The following is a 19,217-nucleotide window of genomic DNA, read 5'->3' as shown; positions in this document are numbered from 1 at the left end:
CCGGCACGGTTCAGGGCGTCTCGTTCATGATGATGTTGCCCCTGTCGTTCGGCAGCAGCGCGTTCGTCCAGGCCGACACCATGCCCTCGGGGCTGCGCGCCTTTGTGCATGCCAACCCGGTCACTCACCTGGTCGAGGCCTCACGTGGCCTCATGCTGGGTGGACCGGTGGCCGGCCCCGTGCTGGCGTGTCTGGCCTGGACGGCGGGAATCATCGTGGTCTTCGCGCCACTCTCCGTCCGGGCGTATCTGCGGCGGACCTGAGAACCGGACCAGCGGACCAGCGGACCGCAGTAGATCTGCTCCGGTCGTGATCCCGCTGCGGGCGTGCTGCCCGCCGAGGTCGTACTCCCGGTCGAAAGCGATGTCGCCGAGCGCACCGCGGGCGGTTTCGATGACGCGGATCACGTCCGGATTGCCCAGGTCCGGCGTGCCGCGGACGCCGGCGGCGATCCCGAGCAGCCACGCGGCCCGCTCGGGGCCGCCGTTGCTCAGCGCCGCGTCGGCCATGGCTTCGACCGCCCATGCCATGGCCGGCATGTCGTGGCATTCGTCCGCGAGGCGGACCGCTTCGGTGAGTAGCGTGCGTGACCGTTCGACATCGCCGTCCGCGGTAGCCAGGTAGCCCAGGCCCGCCAGTGCCGCGACCTTGATCTGGAGTGGCCCCGCCTCGCCCCGAGCCTCCAGCGCACGCCGGTAGTGATCATGTGCTCGGGCTGGATTTCCGGCCCGCCGTTCGATCTCCCCGCGGCCGATGTCGATGAGCAGGGCAGTCAGCCCCGGGCCGTGACGGGCGGCGAGCCGGGCGGCTTCCTCGATCTCCGCGCGCGCTCCGGGCAGCTCGCCCGCCCGGGCGAGCTGGAAACCGATCATGATCCTGGTCCAGCCGGCGTCGTCCCAGGCTCCGACCTCCACGGCCAGCTCCAGAGCCTGCCGACAGGCTTCCACCGCCTCCGCGTGCCGGCCGGCCAGTGCCCGTGCCTCGGCGATGACACGTAGCCCGACGTGCAGCCCCCACCGGTCACCTGTGATGCGGAACGCCTTCAGCGAGCGGGCGAAGTCGCTGGCCGCGGCCGCGGCGTCCCCGGCGTTCTCGGCGATCGAGCCGCGGATGAACAGGGCGACCGCCCGGGTCCAGGGGTCTGGATGAGCGACGATGTCACCGAATGCCTCGCGCGCGGCGGGGGAGTCCGTCGTCCAGGCGGCTACCATTGGTTCGGCCAGGGCAAGCATGGGCGAGTCCGACTCCGCCACCGCCCGGCGGACGACCGGGAGGAGGGCGTCGGCCAGGGCTGCGCTGTCGCCGTCCTGTCGGATCGGTATCTGTCGGTTCATCGCGTGGATGAACATCGCCCTGGCACGTGCTTCCAGCGATGCGGGACCTTGTAGTGCCACCACGGGAGCGAGCCGTGTCGCCGCCTGATGGTGCAGGCCACGCATCGTCCACAGCCAACCGACAGCGGCTCCCAGGCGGACCGCCGTGTCCGCGTGCTGTCCGTCGACGGCCCAGCGCAGTGCGGCGAGCAGGTTGTCGTTCTCGGCGTCGAGCCGGTGGATCCACTCGATCTGATCTTCTGTGCGTAGATACGGTTCGGCTGTTTCAGCCAGCCGTGTGTAGTACCGGGCGTGGTTCTCCCGTACCCGGTCGGCCTCCCCGGCCTCTGCCAGCCGTTCCGTGGCAAACACGCGGACGGTGTCCAGCATCCGGTACCGGACCTCGTCCGTCCTGCCGTCCCAGCTGTTTTCACCGGTCGCGATGACCAGGGATTTGTCAACCAGGGACGTCAACAGGTCTAGGACGTCGGCTCGTGGCAACGCCGTATCCGAACAGATCTCTTCGGCTGCCTCCAGGGCGGCACCGGCCGGGCACACCGCCAGCCGCCTGGCGACAGTGCGTTCGGCGGGCACAAGCAGGTCCCAGCTCCACGCGATCACCGCCCGCAGTGTCTGATGGCGGGGCAGGGCTGTGCGACTGCCGGCCGTGAGTAGCCGGAACCGGTCGTCGAGGCGGGTGGCGACCTGGCGGGGGGACAGGGCCCGCAGCCGGGCCGCGGCCAGCTCGATGGCAAGCGGGAGCCCGTCGAGTCGCCGGCAGATCTCCGCAACCGCACCCACGGTACGTCTGTCCACGATGAACCCCGGGCACACCGCCGCCGCCCGGTCCGCCAGGAGGGCCACCGCCGGGGACCGCAACGCCACCGTCGGGTCCGCATCGGCGGGCGGCAGGGGCAGTGGGCCCACCACCACCAGCCGCTCACCGGTGACCGCCAGGCGTTCGCGGCTGGTCGCGAGAACCCGCACCTGCGAACCGGCGGCGAGTATGGCATCGGCCACGACGGCGGCAGCTCCCACGACATGCTCGCAGTTGTCCAGGATGACCAGTGCCCGACGGTGAGCAAGCACGGCGGCCAGACGACCGAGGACGTCGGCTTCCCGCTGGCGCGGTACGGCACCCGTCGAGCGTGCGCCGGCAGCCGGTCCAAATCCGGTTGTACCCGGAGCTTCTAGTATATTTCGGACCGCTTCCGGAACGTCGGCGGGATCATCGACCGATGCCAGCTCGACGAACCGGATCTCGTCGACGGTCTCGTGGATCAGCCTTTTCGCGCTTTCGATCGCGAGCCGCGTTTTTCCTGAACCCCCCGCCCCGGTGAGGGTCACAAGTCGATGGGACACCAGCGTGGCGGTGACCTGACGTAGTTCCTCGTCGCGTCCGACGAAGGTGGTCAGGGGAATCGGCAGGTTCGACATCGGCAGGTTCGACATCGGCAGGGGCGCGGCCGGGACGGCGCAACGACGTGCGGATGTCGGATCGCCGCATACCAGGTCCGGATCATCACGCAGCAGAGCGAGGTGGATGCCGGCCAGTTCGGGAGAGGGGCTGGCTCCCAGCTCGTCGGCGAGTGCCTGTCGCGTCGACTCGAACACGGCAAGGGCATCGGCCGTACGTCCCAGGCGGGCAAGAGCGGTGATCCAGTGAACGCGTAACCGCTCACGCAGGGGATGAGCACGAGCGAGGCCTTCCAGATCGCCGAGGATGTCAGCCTGACGGCCCAGAGCCAGCTCCGCGCCGAAGAGATTCTCGAGGGCGGTAATTCTGAGATCTTCGAAACGGGCCACATGACTGGCTGTGACCGCGACACCGGAGATGTCGACGAATGCCGGTCCTCGCCACAGATCCAGCGCGCTGTACAGCAGTTCGGTCGCGGTCGCCGGGTCACCACCGGTCAGGGCACGCCGGCCGTCGCCCGTGAGCCGATCGAACCGGTGGACGTCGACGTCGTCAGGATCGATGGCGAGTCGATAACCGGCGGTGGTGGTGACGACCAGCTGTCCGGTTCCGTCGCTGATCGTAGGCAGCCAATTTTCCCGTAGGGTCCGGCGCAGCCGGGACACCAGCGACTGGAGTGCGTTCGTGGCGCCATTCGGCGGCTGGTCACCCCATAGCGCGTTGGCAAGTGTCGCGAACCCGACAGCACGATCGGCGTTGAGGGCGAGCAGCGCCAGCAGGCAGCGTAGACGTGGGCCGCCGGTGTCGAGTGGTCGCAGGGCTCCGCCCGCACGCAGATCATCGGCAATCGCCAGCGGACCCAGCAGCGCCACACGCATGGTCTCAGCATCCCATCACGGAATGAGCGCTGATCGGTCGAGCTCAGGAGGCCCTGATGGCCGAGATGTCGAGCTCGATCCCGACCTTGTCGCCCAGGAGGACGCCACCTGTCTCCAGTACGGCATTCCAGGTGAGGCCGAATTCCTTTCGGCTGATGGCGGTGGAACCGGTGAAACCGGCACGGGTGTTGCCGAACGGGTCCACGGCGCTGCCCTGGAACTCGACGACCACGTCGACGGCACGGGTCGTACCCCTGATCGTCAGGTCGCCCGTGACCAGATAGACGTCCGGTTTATCCCCGATCTTCATGTTCATGCTGTCGAAGGTGATCGTGGGGTACTTCTCGACGTCAAGGAAATCAGGGGAGCGCAGGTGGTTGTCACGATCGGTGTTGCCGGTATCGATGCTTGCGGTGTGGATGACGGCCATCGCGGTCGATGCGGTGGGCTCGGATCCGTTGAGGTGCAACGTGCCTTCGAACGATCTGAAGCTGCCGCGGACGGTCGTCACCATCGCGTGTCGCACGGCGAAGCCCAGCAGGCTGTGATCAGGGTCGATCATCCAGCTTCCGGTGAGCCTCTCGAGGCTGGCACCTGATGTGCTCATGGTGTCCTCCCTGTCGGTGGCTTCCTCTCATGAGCGGTGAATTGCCTGTTCCGGTGACAACCTACCTCGCGAACATGTCAGATCACGACAGCGTCACAGGCGGTTCGGCGTGACGGCCGTCGGCGCGGTCAGGTCTGCGTCGTCCCCGGATGCTTCGCCACGGAACAGCCCGGCTGATCCACGTAGTTCGACCTCCCGAAGGAACAGGCTGACCAGGAATGCGGCGATGCCGATCGGGGCGGCTGTGAGGAAGACCCGTCCCAGGGAGTCGGAGTAGGCGATCCGAATCGCATTTCGTACCGGCGCCGCCATTTGTGCGACCTCGTGTGGTGCCGAGATCAGACGATTGATGTTCGTCCCACCGTTCTGCGCGCCTGGTATCCGACGGGCGATATTCGTCGTAAGTTGGGCGGTGAGCACGGCACCGAGTGCGGATGCGCCGATTGCGCCTCCCAGCGTTCGCAGGAAGGTGACGCTCGACGTCGCGGTACCCATGTCGCGGGGATCCACGGCGTTCTGTACCGCCAGCGTGACATTCTGAAGGAGAAGTCCCAGGCCGCAGCCGAAGACAAACATGGAACAGCCGAGTGTCACCAGGCTCGTGTCGGCGCGGATTCGGCTCAGCAGGAGAAGCCCGACCGTGACCCCGATCGTGCCGCTGACAATGAATCGTTTGTAGTGTCCGCTGCTGCTGATCAGTCGGCCGGACGCGATCGAGGTCAGCAGGAGGCCTGCGAGCATCGGGAGTGTCTGCAGCCCACTGACCGTGGCGCTGATGCCATGAACGAGCTGCAGGTACTGCGGGAGAAAGATAAGCGACCCGAACATGAAGATGCCGGTGATAAGGCTCAGCAGCGCGGAGACCCTGAAGACGTCATTGGCGAACAGCCGTGGCGGAAGAATCGCCTCGGGAGCGATCCGCTCACGTAGCGTGAAAGCGGCGATCAGCATGATACCGATGGCGATCATCGTGCTGATCTGCCAGGACGCCCACGGGAAGTCCCTACCCCCGGTCTGGGTGGCGAGAAGGATTGCAGTGACCCCGGTGACGAGGAGCGCCGCACCGGCCCAGTCGATGACCGCACGGCGGCCCTGGAACGGTAGTCGTAGGGTCCGGTTGATGACGACGAGCGCGGCGAATCCGACCGGGATGTTGATGAAGAAAACCCAACGCCATGACGCATGGTCGACGAAGAAGCCGCCGATGACGGGACCGAGGATGCTTGCTGCTCCGAAAACCCCGCCGAAGTACCCCTGATAGCGTCCGCGTTCCCGCGGCGGAATGATGTCCCCGACAACAGCAAAAGCCAGCGAGAGAAGTCCGCCGGCTCCGAGGCCCTGCAATGCGCGGAACCCGACGAGCTGGTACATCGACTGAGAAAGCCCGCTGAATGTGCTGCCGATCAGGAAGATGATGATGGAAATCTGGAGTACGGTTCTGCGTCCGTACAGGTCGCTGGCCTTCCCGTAGATCGGGGCCGAAACGGTGGAGGTCAACAGGTAGACCGTCACCAGCCAGGAGAGCATATCGCCGCGGTGGAACTCGCCGACAATGGTCGGAAGCGCGGTCGAGACAATGGTCTGGTCCAGTGCCGCGAGCAGCATCCCCATCATCAGTCCGATGATGATAATGATGATTTGCCGGTGGGGTAGGCCTGTAGCGGTGCCGGCTGGTGATTCTTCACCACCGACGACGTCGGGCTGAGTCGTCATTCATCCTCCGTCGTCCGGGTTCATCGGTGTTGCTTGTGCAGCGGTACCGCATCCGGTGATAGTGGGCGCTCGGCGTAGGACGCGACCTGTCCGCAGTACAGTGCCCGCCGCTTAGTTGTGTGACGCAACTATACGCGCCGTATCCCGGATAACCTGGGATATGCGCAATCTCCGGTCGCTGTGGGCGATCATAACCGAAGTGGCCTGTCACGTTCCGTACGCCTGTGGATGAGTTCTCGTTATCCACAGGTTCCCTGCGTTGCGTACGACAGGCTCACGGGGCGTCCTACCGTCGTGGACATGGCTGATCTTTCGTTTATGCGTAGCGTCCGACGAAACGAGGCAACGGCTGCCGCGCGGCGCCGGGTGTCGCAGGCAGGCGTCTTGATCCCGGGACCAGGTGACGATCACATCCTGGCGGATTCCTCACAGGAGGACGGCTCGCGGCGTCCAGGACATCCGCCCGTCTTCTCCAGGTGGACTCCGGGCGTAGCCGTCCCCGAGGTTCCGACAACGGAGTCGGTCTGGTCCGACATCGTCGATCCCGACATGATGGATCCGGAGGTTGTCCACCCGGGATCGTCCGGCCCGAGTGTCCCCGACCGGCGCTCCCGGCCCGAGGCGAGAGGAGACGTACCCGAGGAGCATGCCTCCCTGGACGAGTTGCTCTCCGAGAACGCTGTCGGTCGGCCGGGCCGGCAGCCGGTTCCCGGGAGCGCCACGGTGCGGCTTGCCGGGTTGCTGCCCCGGGCGCTGCGCGGCGGCCTTGTGGATCCGTCCTTACGCGGGGCGCTACTGCTCGCCATCGTTGTGCTTGTCGCGGCGCTGGCAACAGGGTGGTTCGCCTGGCAGAGCAGGGCGGTGCCGGTTACCACGAACCTGCGTTCCGGGTCGAACGCGGCGGTCGCCTCCGCCGACCGGGAACATGGTGGTGCGGACGGTACCGGCCCCCGACCGAACGCCGCATGGTCACCGGCCGGCGCTACGAGGAGTCCGACTGCGCAGATCGTCGTCGACGTGGTCGGGAAGGTACACAGGCCCGGGGTGGTCACCCTGCCGGCCGGATCCCGGGTGATGGATGCTGTCGCCCAGGCTGGGGGAGTTCTGCCCGGGCTCGACACATCAGGTCTCGCGCTTGCCCGCCGTCTGGTCGACGGTGAGCAGATTCTTGTGGATGGCCGACCAGGCCCGGCGCCGCCGCAGCCTGTGAGTGGTGGCAGCGGTGGGGGCGGCGCGAGGTCGTCGGCTGCCGCACCGGCCACACCGCTGAACCTCAACACCGCTTCCGTCGAAGCCATCGATGGCCTGCCCGGTGTCGGCCCGGTCCTGGCACAGCGGATCGTCGAGTGGCGTGAGGCGCATGGCGGATTCACCTCCACCCGACAGCTGGGAGAGGTGACTGGGGTCGGCGACAAACGGCTCGCGGATCTGCTCCCGTTCATCACCGTCTGATGGGCGGCGACCGCATGGCACGGATGGCAGGCATGGACATGCTCGGGGTCGACGTGCACCGTCCGGCCGATCTTCGGCTCGTCGGTCCGGCGCTTGCGGCCTGGGTAGGTGCTGCCTGCGCGGAAACGGTCGTTCCATCGGAGGTCGTCCTGTGGCTCGCCGGGACGCTGGTATGCGTGGTGGTGCTGCTCACGGTGCTCCTGCTCCGGTGTCAGCAGGTCTGGAGGCCCGTGGCCGCGGGTCTTGCCTGCCTTGCCTGTCTTGCCGCAGGGGTGCTCTCGGCGGGCATCCCGGCCCGCGCCCGTACCCACGGTCCGCTCGCCGGCCTCGGCGGGGCTCGGGCTTCCGCCACCGTCGACGGCGAGGTCACCGGTGATCCGCGGATCAGTCATGGCGGTAACTCCGAGCTGGTCATCATCCCGGTACGGGTCCGGCAGCTCACCGTCGGTGGGAGTAGCATCCGGCTGCGCCAGCCCGTCCTTGTACTGGCAACCGCGCCTGGTTGGGAAGGCCTGCTGCCGAGCCAGCGGATCCGCACCTCCGGAAACCTCGCACCGCCACGTTCGGGTGACACCGTTGCCGCGGTCATCTTCGTCCGGGCTCCGCCGGTGACGGTTGGTGAACCTTCGGCAATGCAGCGGGCGGCCGGTCATCTCCGGCAGGGATTGCGCGATGCCGCTTCAGGGCTGCCCGGCGCACGTCGGGGGCTGCTGCCCGGTCTGGTCATCGGTGACACGAGCAACCTTGATGACGAGGTTCGGGAGGATTTCCGGACCGCTGGGATGTCCCATCTCGTGGCTGTCTCCGGGGCGAACTGCGCGATCATCATCGCCGCGGCGACCCTTGTCGTACGACGCAGTCGGTTGGGTCCGCGGTTACAGGCCGCATGGGTCGCATTGGCCCTGTTCGGTTTTGTCGTGCTGGCCCGACCGTCACCCAGCGTTCTGCGTGCGGGCGTCATGGGGCTGATCGGAGTTGTCGCGGCCGGCAGTGGGAGACCACGGGTGGCGATCCCCGCGCTTTCGGCGACCATTCTGCTGCTCGTTCTCGCTGATCCAGATCTCGCCCGCTCGGTCGGGTTCACCCTGTCGGTGCTCGCCACCGCCGGGCTGGTGGTCCTGGCGCCGGGCTGGCGTGAGGCCCTTGCCCGTCGGATGCCGCGGTGGCTGGCTGAAACGCTCGCGGTCGCCGCGGCGGCGCATGTCGCCTGCTCGCCGATCCTGGTCGCGGTTGGTGGCGGCGTCAGCCTGCTAGCCGTTCCCGCCAACATGGTGGCGGACGTCGCGGTCGCCCCGGCGACGATCCTCGGGGTGCTCGCCACGATGGCCGCGCTGGTATGTGATCCGCTGGCCCGCCTGCTCGCGACCGTAGCCGGCCTGCCCTGTGGATGGTTGATCACGGTTGCCCACGTGGCGGCGCGGGCACCCGGGGCACAGATCGGATGGCCGGGCGGTCCGCTCGGCGCACTCGCTCTCCTCGCCGTCACCATCGTTGTGCTGGGGGCGATCCGTCGGCGTCACGGGCGCCGGGTTCTTGCCGCCGTGTGCGCCGGGGCGCTGGGCACACAACTGGTCATCATGATGCGGTTCGCTGTTTCGTGGCCTCCGTCGGGGTGACAGGGTGCGTCGTGCTGCCGCGGGTCGTGCTGCCGCGGGTCGTGCTGCCGCGGGTCCCGACCGTATGCATGAACGCGCGGCATATTCCGGCCAGGGCATGACAGCCCGTGGGCCGCCCTCGTGACATGCTCCCCAGCGTGGCGTCAACGTTCGCACTGCCGCGGCTGGTCCTTGTCACGGGCGACGAGGAGCTGCTGGTCTCTCGGGGTGTCCGGGAAGTAGTCGATGCTGCTCGGGCCCACGATCCGCAGGTGGAGATCGTCGACCGGGCGCCCGGCGAGCTTACCGACAGCGATGTGGTCGATCTGACCAGTCCTTCGATGTTCGGCGGGCTGCGGGTTGTCGTGGTCCGCGGTGCACAGGAACTCGCGGAGGATCTCCGGGATGCGCTGCTGGCCTACAGCGTCCGGCCGCTGGACGATGTTGTGCTCGTTGTCGTTCACAGTGGCGCTGTGCGCAACCGCAAACTGGTGGACGCGATGAAGGCGGCCAAGGCGACGGTCGTGACAGCGGCACGCATCACCCGTACCCGGGATCGCCACGACTTTGTCGCCACCGAGGTCCGCCGGTTGGGTGGTCAGATCAGCCCTGGCGCGGTGAAGGCACTGGTGGAGGCGGTCGGGGGTGATCTGCGGGAGCTTGCTTCGACGTGCGTCCAGATGGTTACAGACTCGGGTGGGGTGGTCAATGAGACGCTGGTCGCCCAGTACCGTCGTGGCCTGGCGGAGGCCACCGGGTTCGCGGTTGCGGACGCGGCGATCGCGGGAGAACTCGCGCAGGCCCTCACCGTTCTGCGGCAGACTCTCGGTAACGGAGTTCCACCGGTTCTCGTCGCCAGTGCGGTGACCACCGGACTGCGAGATCTTGCCCGGGTAGCCTCCGCAAGCGGAGGCTCCACCTGGGAGCTGGCACGCAGTCTCGGCATGCCTGACTGGAAGGTGGAGCGGTCCCAGCGTGCAGCCCGGGCCTGGAGCGACGACGGGCTGGCCCGCGCGATGCGTGCTGCAAGCGCAGCTGACTCGGCCGTCAAGGGCGGCGCTGTCGACCCGGCCTATGGGTTGGAACGGTTGATCACCGAGGTCGTGTCGGCTCGTGGCGATACGGCGGGAGCCCGTAGATGACCTCTGAGGCGATACCGCCCGACGACGGGGCCGTTTCTGGCGACGGGGCTGTTCCCGGCGACGGGGCTGTTCCCGGCGTGGGGGCCGTTTCTGGCGCGGGGGGCGAACCGCGTTCGAGGACCCGCGACGAAGAACGCGGCGACGTGAGCCCGTCCGAACCGGTCCGGCTGCCCGATCACGGTCATCACGGTCATCACGACGGCCACACCCACAGGCACCGGGACGATCAGGAGCATGGCCTGGGCGGCTTCGACATCTCGGGCCGGTCGCGTGGGTTCCTTGGCGTTGGCAGCATCCTGCTTGCCCTGCTCATAACTCTGGCGGATCTGGCGAGCGCGTGGGTGATCCTGGCTCTGCCGCTGACGGTGGCCGCGATGGTGGCCTACAACAACATGATCAGAAGTATGTTGTGGACAGAGGTGGAACATGCCCGTCATCACACGGATAACTGATCAAAGTCCCGAGTAGTCACCGAGCCAACAGCCGTTACTGAACAGATGAGTAAGACCACCGTAACGCCGGTTGAGTGATGAAAACCACAGACCCGCGAGTGGACTGACGTCCAGCGCGGGCTGTGGCACACGGCGGTGGCCGTCAGGGACGGCTCAGCCGTCAGCTGACGGTGTGCGTCAACGTCAGGCGTCGGTCAGCGAGGCCTGACGTGCGGCCATCGCGGACTTCTTGTTGGCAGCCTGGTTCGCGTGGATGACACCCTTGCTGACAGCCTTGTCGAGCTTGCGCGAGGCGATGCGCAGTTCCAGACCGGCACGCTCGCTGTCACCGGAGTCCACGGCCTGCCGGAAACGGCGAATGACCGTCTTCAGCTCGGACTTCACGGCCTTGTTGCGCAGCCGTCGCTTCTCGTTGGTGAGGTTGCGCTTGATCTGCGACTTGATGTTGGCCACGCGAAAGAACCCCTGGTCGTCGAATCGGCATGAGTGGCGGTCGGGTCCCGTTCTCGGTTCACGACCACCCCGGACAGGTGCAGCCCCCGGTTTGCAGCACCGGTTTGCAGCACCCGGCACAGCTGGGTATGCGGCTGCAACCCTATCAACTTACCAAGGGATCGCGGGCAGGTGGGCGCCGACCGGCCGGCGCCGGGCCGCGCAGGAGCATCCCGCGGGCATATCGCGCGGGTGTGGGGCGATGGAGGCGCCCGAGTCCTGGCACGATGAGCAGAGCCCCGGAGCACGGTCCGCCCCGGAGAACAGTCCGTCCCGACGAAACGAGAAGACCCCCGCGTGCCCGCAGCCTCCGACCCCCGTCGTATCAACCAGGCACCGGTCGACCAGGCGTCGATCCGCAACTTCTGCATCATCGCCCATATCGACCATGGCAAGTCGACGCTCGCAGACCGGATGCTAGGCGTCACCGGTGTCGTTGAGGCGCGCAACATGCGCGCCCAGTACCTGGATCGTATGGACATTGAGCGTGAGCGTGGCATCACGATCAAGGCGCAGAGTGTCCGCCTGCCATGGCAGGCGGACGACGGACGTGACTACGTCCTGCACCTGATCGATACTCCTGGTCACGTTGACTTCACCTATGAGGTCAGCCGGTCGCTGGCGGCATGTGAGGGCGCGGTGTTGCTTGTCGACGCGGCCCAGGGCATCGAGGCGCAGACACTGGCCAATCTGTATCTGGCGCTCGAGAACGACCTGCAGATCATCCCGGTCCTGAACAAGATCGATCTGCCGGCCGCGCAGCCCGAGAAGTACGCGGCCGAGCTGGCACAGATCATCGGATGTGATCCTGGTGACGTGTTGCGGGTGTCGGGCAAGACCGGCCAGGGTGTGCCCGAGCTGCTCAACGAGATCGTCCGGCGGATTCCCGCGCCCATGGGTGACCCGGACGCGCCCGCCCGAGCCATGATCTTCGACAGCGTCTACGACACCTATCGGGGTGTGATCACTTATGTGCGGGTGGTCGATGGACGTCTCACCACCCGCGACCGCTGCCTGATGATGTCGACCCGGGCCAGCCACGAGACCCTTGAGGTCGGAGTGATCTCGCCGGATCCGATCCCGACGGAGGGACTGTCCGCGGGAGAGGTCGGCTATCTGATCCCGGGTGTCAAGGACGTCCGGCAGGCGCGTGTGGGTGACACGGTGACGTCGACGGGCCGGCCGGCCGAGCGCCCGCTCGGCGGCTATCGTAATCCACGTCCGATGGTATACAGCGGTCTGTACCCGATGGATGGCAGCGAGTATCCGGCGCTGCGTGAGGCGCTGGACAAACTGCAGCTCAACGACGCCGCGTTGACCTACGAGCCGGAGACCTCCGCGGCGCTCGGGTTCGGCTTCCGCTGCGGCTTCCTCGGCCTGCTCCATCTGGAGATCGTTCGAGAGCGCCTGGAACGGGAGTTCGGTCTCACGCTCATCTCCACCGCGCCGAACGTGGTCTACCGGGTGGTGATGGAGGACGGCGGCGAGACCGTCGTCACCAACCCGAGTGACTGGCCGGCGGGAAAGATTGCGGAGGTGTACGAGCCGGTCGTGGACGCCATGGTGCTGCTGCCGTCGGATTTCGTCGGGCAGGTCATGGAGCTCTGCCAGGGGCGGCGCGGCACGTTGGACGGGATGGACTACCTGTCCACCGACCGGGTTGAACTCAAGTACCGGCTACCGCTCGGAGAGATCATTTTTGACTTCTTCGACGCCCTGAAGTCGCGGACCCGTGGGTATGCGAGCCTCGACTACGAACCGGCCGGGGAACAGGTGTCCGACCTGGTGAAGGTCGACATCCTCCTGCAGGGGGAGGCGGTGGACGCGTTCTCCGCGATCGTCCACCGGGACAAGGCATACGGCTACGGGGTGGCGATGACCTCGCGACTACGGGAGCTGATCCCCCGCCAGCAGTTCGAGGTGCCGATTCAGGCCGCGATCGGCAGCCGGATCATCGCACGGGAGAACATCCGCGCCATCCGCAAGGACGTCTTGGCCAAGTGCTACGGGGGTGACATCACCCGCAAGCGCAAGCTGCTGGAGAAGCAGAAGGAGGGCAAGAAGAAGATGAAGACCATCGGCCGTGTCGAGGTCCCCCAGGAAGCCTTTATCGCAGCGCTCTCCACGGATACACCCAAGACCACCAAGTAGCCGGGGTGCCGGGGCGGCCCGGCTCCGGGATCCCCGGATTTCCGAGGGGGGAAATCCGGGGAGGGGAGGGTCAGCGGATCCGGGTGGAGGTGGAAGGTAGGTGGATCGGTTCGGTCGCGGGTTCGTCGCGGCTGGCTGAACCCGCCGGTCCGGTCAGGGTGCCGGATCGGTACTCCGTCGTGTGAGGGGGAAGCAGATCCTCGATGTTGTCGAGGACACCGCGCACGGCGTCGTCATTCATGTTCATGAGCTTCCCTGGCAGGGGACCACGATTCCACGACGCTTCGTCCATATTATCCCGTAAATTATCAACAAATGGCCAACCGTGTTGGCGGTCGGGCAATTTCCAGCTGGGGTGTCGGTGCGATTGCTGTAATGAAAGGGGGCAAGACTGGCAGACACAGCGTTGCCAGTCAGGCACACTATGGTCATGTCACGCATCTCGGCGGCCGACTCCGGTCGCGGGCTGTCCGGCGACGCCGCCGGCCGGGCGGGCCCTGGGGTTCCGGCGGACGGTGCGCTCCCGGCGTGGGCCACGGACGGGTTCGGTACCCGTCCGTTCGGCGTCTACGTGCACGTCCCGTACTGCGCGACCCGCTGTGGCTACTGCGACTTCAACACCTACACGGCGTCCGAGCTCGGGCCGGGCGTCGCCGTCGGAACGTTCGTGGAGACGCTTGCCGGCGAGCTGAGCCTGGCCCGGTCCGTTCTCGGCCCGGCCGACGTACCGGTCTCGACGGTCTTCGTCGGTGGCGGGACGCCGACCCTGCTGCCCGCCGAGGACCTCGGCCGGCTACTTCGAATGATCGACACCGAGTTCGGTCTCGCCACGGACGCTGAGATCACAACGGAAGCCAATCCCGAGTCCGTGGACGCCGGCACGCTGGAATGGCTGCGCGTAGCCGGCTACACACGTGTGTCGTTCGGTATGCAGAGCGCCCGGTCCCACGTACTTGCCGCGCTGGACCGCAGGCACACGCCCGGACGCGTCCCGGACGTGGTCAGCTGGGCGCGCAAGGCGGGCTTCGCCCACGTCAACCTCGACCTCATCTACGGCACGCCGGGCGAGTCCGACCGGGACTGGCAGGCGAGCCTGGACGCGGTGGTCGAACTTGAGCCCGACCATGTCAGCGCGTATGCGCTGACCGTCGAGGACGGCACCCGGCTGGCTCGGCGGGTCCGGCGTGGCGAGCTGCTTCCACCCGACGACGACATGATGGCCGACCGCTACCAGCAGGCCGAGGAGACCCTGGCCGCGGCAGGGCTGAGCTGGTATGAGATCAGCAACTGGGCCCGTGATCACGATTCCCGCAGTCGGCACAACCTCGGGTACTGGCGCGGCCATGACTGGTGGGGCTTCGGGCCGGGAGCCCACAGCCATGTCGGGGGAGTGCGCTGGTGGAACGTCCGCCATCCGGCGGCCTACAGTGCGCTGCTCGCTGAACGGACGAGTCCGGCGGCGGCCCGGGAGGAGCTTGGTGAGGCGGCGGTGCGGATGGAACGGGTGATGCTCGGGGTCAGGCTCCGCGACGGCCTTGCCGTCGGGGAACTGACCGTCGCGGGACAGGCCCGGACCAGCGGGCTTGCCGCGCACGGGCTGGTCGATCCGGCGGCGCTCGCCGCCGGGCGGGTCCTGCTCACCCTGCGGGGACGGCTGCTGGCGGACACCGTGATACGTGATCTTCTCCCGGACTGAGTTCCTGCGCTCGCTGGTTTGTTTGTCCGTCTCGGCTGGAGTCCGAGACAGCTACACTTGGCACTCGCGGCAACAGAGTGCCAGAGTGCGTCCGTGGGGCGGGCGCTGGTCCTGCGGCCTCGGATGGTCGTGGCTGACCTCGTCCAACGGCCTGAGCATGGCAAAGGGGTGATACGACGTGCTGGAGGAGCGGCGGTTGGATGTGCTGCGTGCCATCGTCGAGGACTTCGTGCTCAGCAACGAACCTGTCGGGTCCAAGGCGCTGGCCGAACGTCACCAGCTCAGGGTGTCTCCGGCTACCGTTCGTAACGACATGTCTGCGCTTGAGGAGGAAGGGTACATCACCCAGCCGCACACCAGCGCGGGGCGGATCCCCACGGACAAGGGCTATCGCCTGTTCGTCGACCGCTTGTCGGGCGTCAAGCCGCTGTCAAGGGCGGAGCGGCGGGCTATCCAGAGCTTCCTCGAAGGTGCTGTCGACCTCGATGACGTGGTCCGGCGCTCGGTACGCCTGCTCGCGCAGCTCACCCGCCAGGTCGCGGTCGTGCAGTACCCGTCCCTGTCGTGCAGTAGCGTCCGGCACATCGAGATTGTGACGATCACCCCGGCGCGACTGCTGCTCGTGCTGATCACCGACACCGGACGGGTTGAACAGCGCGTCGTCGAGATCCCTGCTCCGGTGGACGACCTGATCGTCGGTGAGCTGAGGGGAGTGCTCAACGGGGCGCTGAACGGACGCCGCCTGGTGGACGCGCCGGAGGCGGTCGCGGACCTGCCTGACGAGGCCCGTCCCGATCTGCGTCCGTACCTGAACACTTTGATCGCGGTGGTGATGGAGGCACTGGTCGAAAAGCCGGAGGAGCGGATCGCGCTGGCGGGCACTGCCAACCTGACTCGGTCGGCGCTCGATTTTGCCGATACGCTGCGTCCGCTTCTGGAGGCTCTGGAGGAGCAGGTCGTTCTGTTGAAACTGATCGGCGAGGTTCGGGACCTCGATACCGTTACGGTGCGTATTGGCCGTGAGAACAACGTGGATGCGCTGCGTTCCACCTCGGTGGTGGCGACGGGGTACGGTCGCGGAGCGTCCGCGTTGGGCGGCCTCGGAGTGGTCGGTCCAAGGCGGATGGACTATCCGGGAACCATGGCGGCCGTGCGTGCCGTCGCCAAGTACGTAGGTGATCTCTTGGGTGCCGACTGATGGCCACCGACTACTACGAGGTGCTCGGCGTGCGCCGGGACGCCTCGAACGACGAACTCAAGCGGGCGTACCGCAAGCTCGCCCGCGAGCTGCATCCCGACGTGAACCCCGACCCGGAGGCGGCGCAGCGGTTCAAGACCGTGACCGCCGCCTACGAGGTGTTGTCGGACCCGGAGAAACGCCAGATCGTCGACCTCGGCGGTGACCCGCTGGCGCCCGGTGGTGGAGCCGGCGGGTCGGCGTTCGGTGCCGGTTTCGGTGGCCTCGGCGACATCATGGACGCCTTCTTCGGCGGTGGTGCAAGTCGTGGGCCGCGCTCAAGGGTCCGCCGCGGCAACGACGCGTTGCTCCGACTGGAGCTGGATCTTGCTGAGACCGCGTTCGGGACGACCCAGGACATCGCCGTCGACACCGCGGTGGTTTGCGGCATCTGCTCCGGGGACGGGGCTGCTCCGGGGAGCCGCCCGGTGACCTGCTCGGTGTGTAACGGGCGGGGGGAGATCCAGCAGGTGACCCGCTCGTTTCTCGGGCAGATGGTCACATCCAGGCCGTGTAACCGCTGCGGCGCCACCGGGACGGTGATCGAACATCCGTGCCGGGAGTGCGGTGGCGACGGACGGGTGCGAAAGCGTCGCAACCTCACCGTCAAGATCCCGTCTGGTGTCGAGGACGGGATGCGGATCCGGCTATCCGGCGAGGGCGAGGTCGGCCCAGGCGGCGGACCCAACGGCGACCTCTACGTCGAGGTACAGGAGCGGACCCACCCGGTTTTCACCCGAGAGGGCGACGATCTGCACTGTGAGCTGCGTATCCCGATGACCGCGGCGGCACTCGGCACCACGTGCGAGCTGGACACTCTGGACGGCGCCGAGACCATCACGGTCAAGCCGGGTACCCAGCCCAATCATGTGATCACGATGAGTGGTCGGGGTGTTCCGCACCTGCGTTCGGTCGGACGCGGTCATCTGCACATTCACGTGGTGGTGGAGACCCCGACCAGGATCGATGCCGATCAGGAGCGGCTGTTGCGTGAGCTCGCGAAATTGCGGGACGAAGAACAGCCGGCGGTGGTGACCAACGGCAGCGGGTCCATTGACGGGCAGGGCTTCTTCTCCCGGCTCCGCGGGTCCCGCGGGGCGCGGTAGGCATGACGGGTCCACGGCGTGAGCCTGCCCGCACGGGATCCGACCGCTGACCGCGCCTCTGTTCCACCAGGGCTGCGTGCCGGACGTGCGCGAGCTGACACTGTCCGGTCCGGAAGGCCGACATGCCGCGACGGTGCGCCGGCTACACCCTGGTGAACGACTGGACATCACCGATGGTTGCGGTGTCGTGGCCGAGTGCACGGTGCTGCGGTGCCGTCGGGATGAGGTCGACTGCGCGGTAGACCGCAGGGTCGTGCACCCGGCGCCCGCCCCCCGGCTGGTGGTCGTTCAGGCCCTGGCCAAGGGCGACCGTGGTGAGCTTGCCGTCGAGCTGATGACCGAGGTAGGGGTGGACGAGATCATCCCCTGGGCGGCGTCCCGGTCGATCGTCCGCTGGGACGCTGACCGGGGTGCGCGTGCGCACGGGCGCTGGGTGACGACGGCGCATGAGGCGGCCAAGCAGTCCCGGCGGGTGTTCTGGCCCCGGATCGGGGGTCTCGCCGACACCGACGCGGTGGCCGCCCGGCTTGCCGGCGCGGACCTTGCCGCGGTCCTGCACGAGGCGGCCACCGAGCCGTTGGTCGCCGGCGCGTTGATCTCCGGAGCGTTGATCTCCGGCGCGTTGGTCTCCGGCGCGCTCGACGCTCAGCCTGTCGCGGCTACGTCGGGATCACCGGAGATCGTTGTCGTGGTGGGTCCGGAGGGCGGGCTCACCGAAGGTGAGCTGGAGGTGTTCGCCGCATCCGGAGCAAGGCCCTTCCGGCTGGGGGGCACCGTGTTACGGACATCGACGGCGGGTGTGGTCGCCGCCGCGGTCGTGTTCTCCCACACATCCCGCTGGGATCGCTAGACTAAAGGACCGTCCTGACCCATGTCGTTTGAGAGGTCTCGTGGCCGACGCCGGCCGCAACTCATGACCGATTCCACCACCCCGTCCGACCAGCGGACCGTCACGCGCATCGTCGTCCCGGGCGCGCACAGTATGGTGAGCCTGCTCGGCCACCAAGACGAGTTGCTGCGCGTGGTCGAGCAGGCGTTATCGTCCGATATCCACGTCCGCGGTAACGAGATCACCATCACCGGTGCCCCGGCCGAGAACGCCTTGGCCGCGAAGCTTTTCGCGGAGTTGATCGCCCTGCTGGAGTCCGGTGCGGAGCTGACGCCGTCCCACGTCGACCATTCGCTGTCGATGTTGCGCAGCGGCAGCGCGGAACGGCCGGCGGAGGTGCTCACCCTCAACATCCTGTCCAGCCGCGGCCGGACCATCCGGCCGAAGACGCTGAACCAGAAGCGGTACGTGGACGCGATCGACGTCCACACGATCGTGTTCGGTATCGGCCCGGCCGGCACCGGCAAGACCTATCTGGCCATGGCCAAGGCCGTCCAGGCGTTGCAGTCCAAGCAGGTGAACCGGATCATCCTGACCCGGCCGGCGGTCGAGGCGGGGGAGCGGCTCGGTTTCCTGCCGGGCACCCTCTACGACAAGATCGACCCATATCTGCGCCCGCTCTACGACGCCCTGCACGACATGATCGACCCGGACACGATTCCTCGGCTGATCCAGAGCGGCACCATCGAGGTGGCACCGCTTGCGTACATGCGCGGGCGGACCCTCAACGATGCCTTCATCCTCCTGGACGAGGCGCAGAACACCTCCGCCGAGCAGATGAAGATGTTCCTGACCCGGCTTGGGTTCGGTGCCAAGATCGTCGTGACCGGGGACATCACCCAGGTGGACCTGCCCAGCGGTACCCGCAGCGGCCTACGCGTGGTCCGGGAGATCCTCGACGGTGTGGACGACGTTCACTTTGCGACCCTGACCAGCACGGACGTCGTACGCCACCGGCTTGTCAGCGACATCGTCGACGCCTATGCCCGCTGGGACGCGGCGAGCGCCCCCCAGCCGCGGCCCGCCCAGGCCGCCCGCCGGGAAAGACGATGAGGATGGATCACTGATGGCCGTGTT

General features: G+C 67.3%; 15 protein-coding genes and 1 pseudogene. 11 read left to right on the top strand and 5 right to left on the bottom strand.

Features of this window, described 5'->3' with window-relative positions; genetic code table 11:
* Window positions 1-26: 26 nt before the first annotated feature.
* A pseudogene (locus NBW77_RS22585) lies at window positions 27-95 on the top strand (hypothetical protein); the annotation flags it as partial.
* Between the two features lie 45 nt (window positions 96-140).
* On the opposite strand, the gene NBW77_RS19030 reads toward NBW77_RS22585, so the two are convergent.
* From NBW77_RS19030 to NBW77_RS19020, 3 genes are all read right to left on the bottom strand, one after another.
* On the bottom strand, window positions 141-3,608 hold the full coding sequence (locus NBW77_RS19030) for an AfsR/SARP family transcriptional regulator (RefSeq protein WP_131746252.1): 3,468 nt from the start codon (window positions 3,606-3,608) through the stop codon (window positions 141-143).
* Between the two features lie 43 nt (window positions 3,609-3,651).
* Complete coding sequence (locus NBW77_RS19025; RefSeq protein WP_131746253.1) at window positions 3,652-4,215, bottom strand: YceI family protein; 564 nt, start codon at window positions 4,213-4,215, stop codon at window positions 3,652-3,654.
* A gap of 93 nt (window positions 4,216-4,308) precedes the next feature.
* Entirely contained in the window at window positions 4,309-5,928 is a 1,620-nt protein-coding gene (locus tag NBW77_RS19020) for an MDR family MFS transporter (protein ID WP_131746254.1), read from the bottom strand.
* A gap of 549 nt (window positions 5,929-6,477) precedes the next feature.
* Here NBW77_RS19020 and NBW77_RS19015 point away from each other — a divergent pair.
* From NBW77_RS19015 to NBW77_RS19000, 4 genes are all read left to right on the top strand, one after another.
* Window positions 6,478-7,380, top strand: a complete 903-nt coding sequence (locus tag NBW77_RS19015; RefSeq protein WP_250280095.1) for a ComEA family DNA-binding protein — start codon at window positions 6,478-6,480, stop codon at window positions 7,378-7,380.
* A 32-nt stretch (window positions 7,381-7,412) separates the two neighbouring features.
* A complete protein-coding gene (locus NBW77_RS19010) occupies window positions 7,413-8,996 on the top strand; it encodes a ComEC/Rec2 family competence protein (protein WP_165485984.1) in 1,584 nt (527 codons plus the stop codon).
* A 137-nt stretch (window positions 8,997-9,133) separates the two neighbouring features.
* Window positions 9,134-10,117, top strand: coding sequence for a DNA polymerase III subunit delta (gene holA / locus NBW77_RS19005; protein WP_242605734.1), 984 nt, complete (start codon window positions 9,134-9,136; stop codon window positions 10,115-10,117).
* Entirely contained in the window at window positions 10,114-10,569 is a 456-nt protein-coding gene (locus NBW77_RS19000; protein ID WP_131746257.1) for a hypothetical protein, read from the top strand. Before holA ends, NBW77_RS19000 begins: the two co-directional genes overlap by 4 nt.
* Window positions 10,570-10,752: 183 nt before the next feature.
* Here NBW77_RS19000 and rpsT read toward each other — a convergent pair whose 3' ends face one another.
* A complete protein-coding gene (gene rpsT / locus NBW77_RS18995; RefSeq protein WP_131746258.1) occupies window positions 10,753-11,022 on the bottom strand; it encodes a 30S ribosomal protein S20 in 270 nt (89 codons plus the stop codon).
* A 336-nt stretch (window positions 11,023-11,358) separates the two neighbouring features.
* On the opposite strand from rpsT, the gene lepA reads away from it, so the two are divergent.
* A complete protein-coding gene (lepA, locus tag NBW77_RS18990; RefSeq protein WP_284346956.1) occupies window positions 11,359-13,212 on the top strand; it encodes a translation elongation factor 4 in 1,854 nt (617 codons plus the stop codon).
* 70 nt (window positions 13,213-13,282) lie between these two features.
* Here the strand turns inward: lepA and NBW77_RS18985 are convergent, their stop codons facing one another.
* Window positions 13,283-13,459, bottom strand: a complete 177-nt coding sequence (locus tag NBW77_RS18985; protein WP_207386945.1) for a hypothetical protein — start codon at window positions 13,457-13,459, stop codon at window positions 13,283-13,285.
* A 183-nt stretch (window positions 13,460-13,642) separates the two neighbouring features.
* Between NBW77_RS18985 and hemW the strand changes: the two genes are divergently transcribed.
* The 5 genes from hemW to NBW77_RS18960 all read left to right on the top strand — a co-directional run bounded on the left by hemW (window position 13,643) and on the right by NBW77_RS18960 (window position 19,193).
* Entirely contained in the window at window positions 13,643-14,908 is a 1,266-nt protein-coding gene (hemW, locus tag NBW77_RS18980; RefSeq protein WP_131746259.1) for a radical SAM family heme chaperone HemW, read from the top strand.
* Between the two features lie 178 nt (window positions 14,909-15,086).
* Window positions 15,087-16,106: a heat-inducible transcriptional repressor HrcA gene (gene hrcA / locus NBW77_RS18975; RefSeq protein ID WP_131746260.1), complete on the top strand. Its 1,020-nt coding sequence runs from the start codon at window positions 15,087-15,089 to the stop codon at window positions 16,104-16,106.
* Entirely contained in the window at window positions 16,106-17,251 is a 1,146-nt protein-coding gene (gene dnaJ / locus NBW77_RS18970) for a molecular chaperone DnaJ (RefSeq protein WP_131746261.1), read from the top strand. The genes hrcA and dnaJ overlap by 1 nt, the downstream gene beginning before the upstream one ends.
* 85 nt (window positions 17,252-17,336) lie before the next feature.
* On the top strand, window positions 17,337-18,101 hold the full coding sequence (locus NBW77_RS18965; protein ID WP_250280094.1) for a 16S rRNA (uracil(1498)-N(3))-methyltransferase: 765 nt from the start codon (window positions 17,337-17,339) through the stop codon (window positions 18,099-18,101).
* Window positions 18,102-18,164: 63 nt separating this feature from the next.
* On the top strand, window positions 18,165-19,193 hold the full coding sequence (locus NBW77_RS18960; RefSeq protein ID WP_131746262.1) for a PhoH family protein: 1,029 nt from the start codon (window positions 18,165-18,167) through the stop codon (window positions 19,191-19,193).
* Window positions 19,194-19,217 lie beyond the last annotated feature (24 nt).

It is taken from the genome of Frankia sp. Cppng1_Ct_nod (assembly GCF_920656135.1).
Classification (GTDB): Bacteria; Actinomycetota; Actinomycetes; order Frankiales; family Frankiaceae; genus Protofrankia; species Protofrankia meridionalis.
This window is presented reverse-complemented; position numbering and strand designations above follow the sequence as displayed.

What these genes read in the sequence shown, in the direction of transcription:
- NBW77_RS19030 (WP_131746252.1), bottom strand. Translation starts at nt 3,608, where the DNA reads ATGCGTGTGGCGCTGCTGGGTCCGCTGGCGATTGCCGATGATCTGCGT.
- NBW77_RS19025 (WP_131746253.1), bottom strand. Translation starts at nt 4,215, where the DNA reads ATGAGCACATCAGGTGCCAGCCTCGAGAGGCTCACCGGAAGCTGGATG.
- NBW77_RS19020 (WP_131746254.1), bottom strand. Translation starts at nt 5,928, where the DNA reads ATGACGACTCAGCCCGACGTCGTCGGTGGTGAAGAATCACCAGCCGGC.
- NBW77_RS19015 (WP_250280095.1), top strand. Translation starts at nt 6,478, where the DNA reads ATGATGGATCCGGAGGTTGTCCACCCGGGATCGTCCGGCCCGAGTGTC.
- NBW77_RS19010 (WP_165485984.1), top strand. Translation starts at nt 7,413, where the DNA reads ATGGACATGCTCGGGGTCGACGTGCACCGTCCGGCCGATCTTCGGCTC.
- NBW77_RS19000 (WP_131746257.1), top strand. Translation starts at nt 10,114, where the DNA reads ATGACCTCTGAGGCGATACCGCCCGACGACGGGGCCGTTTCTGGCGAC.
- NBW77_RS18985 (WP_207386945.1), bottom strand. Translation starts at nt 13,459, where the DNA reads ATGAACATGAATGACGACGCCGTGCGCGGTGTCCTCGACAACATCGAG.
- hemW (WP_131746259.1), top strand. Translation starts at nt 13,643, where the DNA reads ATGTCACGCATCTCGGCGGCCGACTCCGGTCGCGGGCTGTCCGGCGAC.
- dnaJ (WP_131746261.1), top strand. Translation starts at nt 16,106, where the DNA reads ATGGCCACCGACTACTACGAGGTGCTCGGCGTGCGCCGGGACGCCTCG.
- NBW77_RS18960 (WP_131746262.1), top strand. Translation starts at nt 18,165, where the DNA reads ATGACCGATTCCACCACCCCGTCCGACCAGCGGACCGTCACGCGCATC.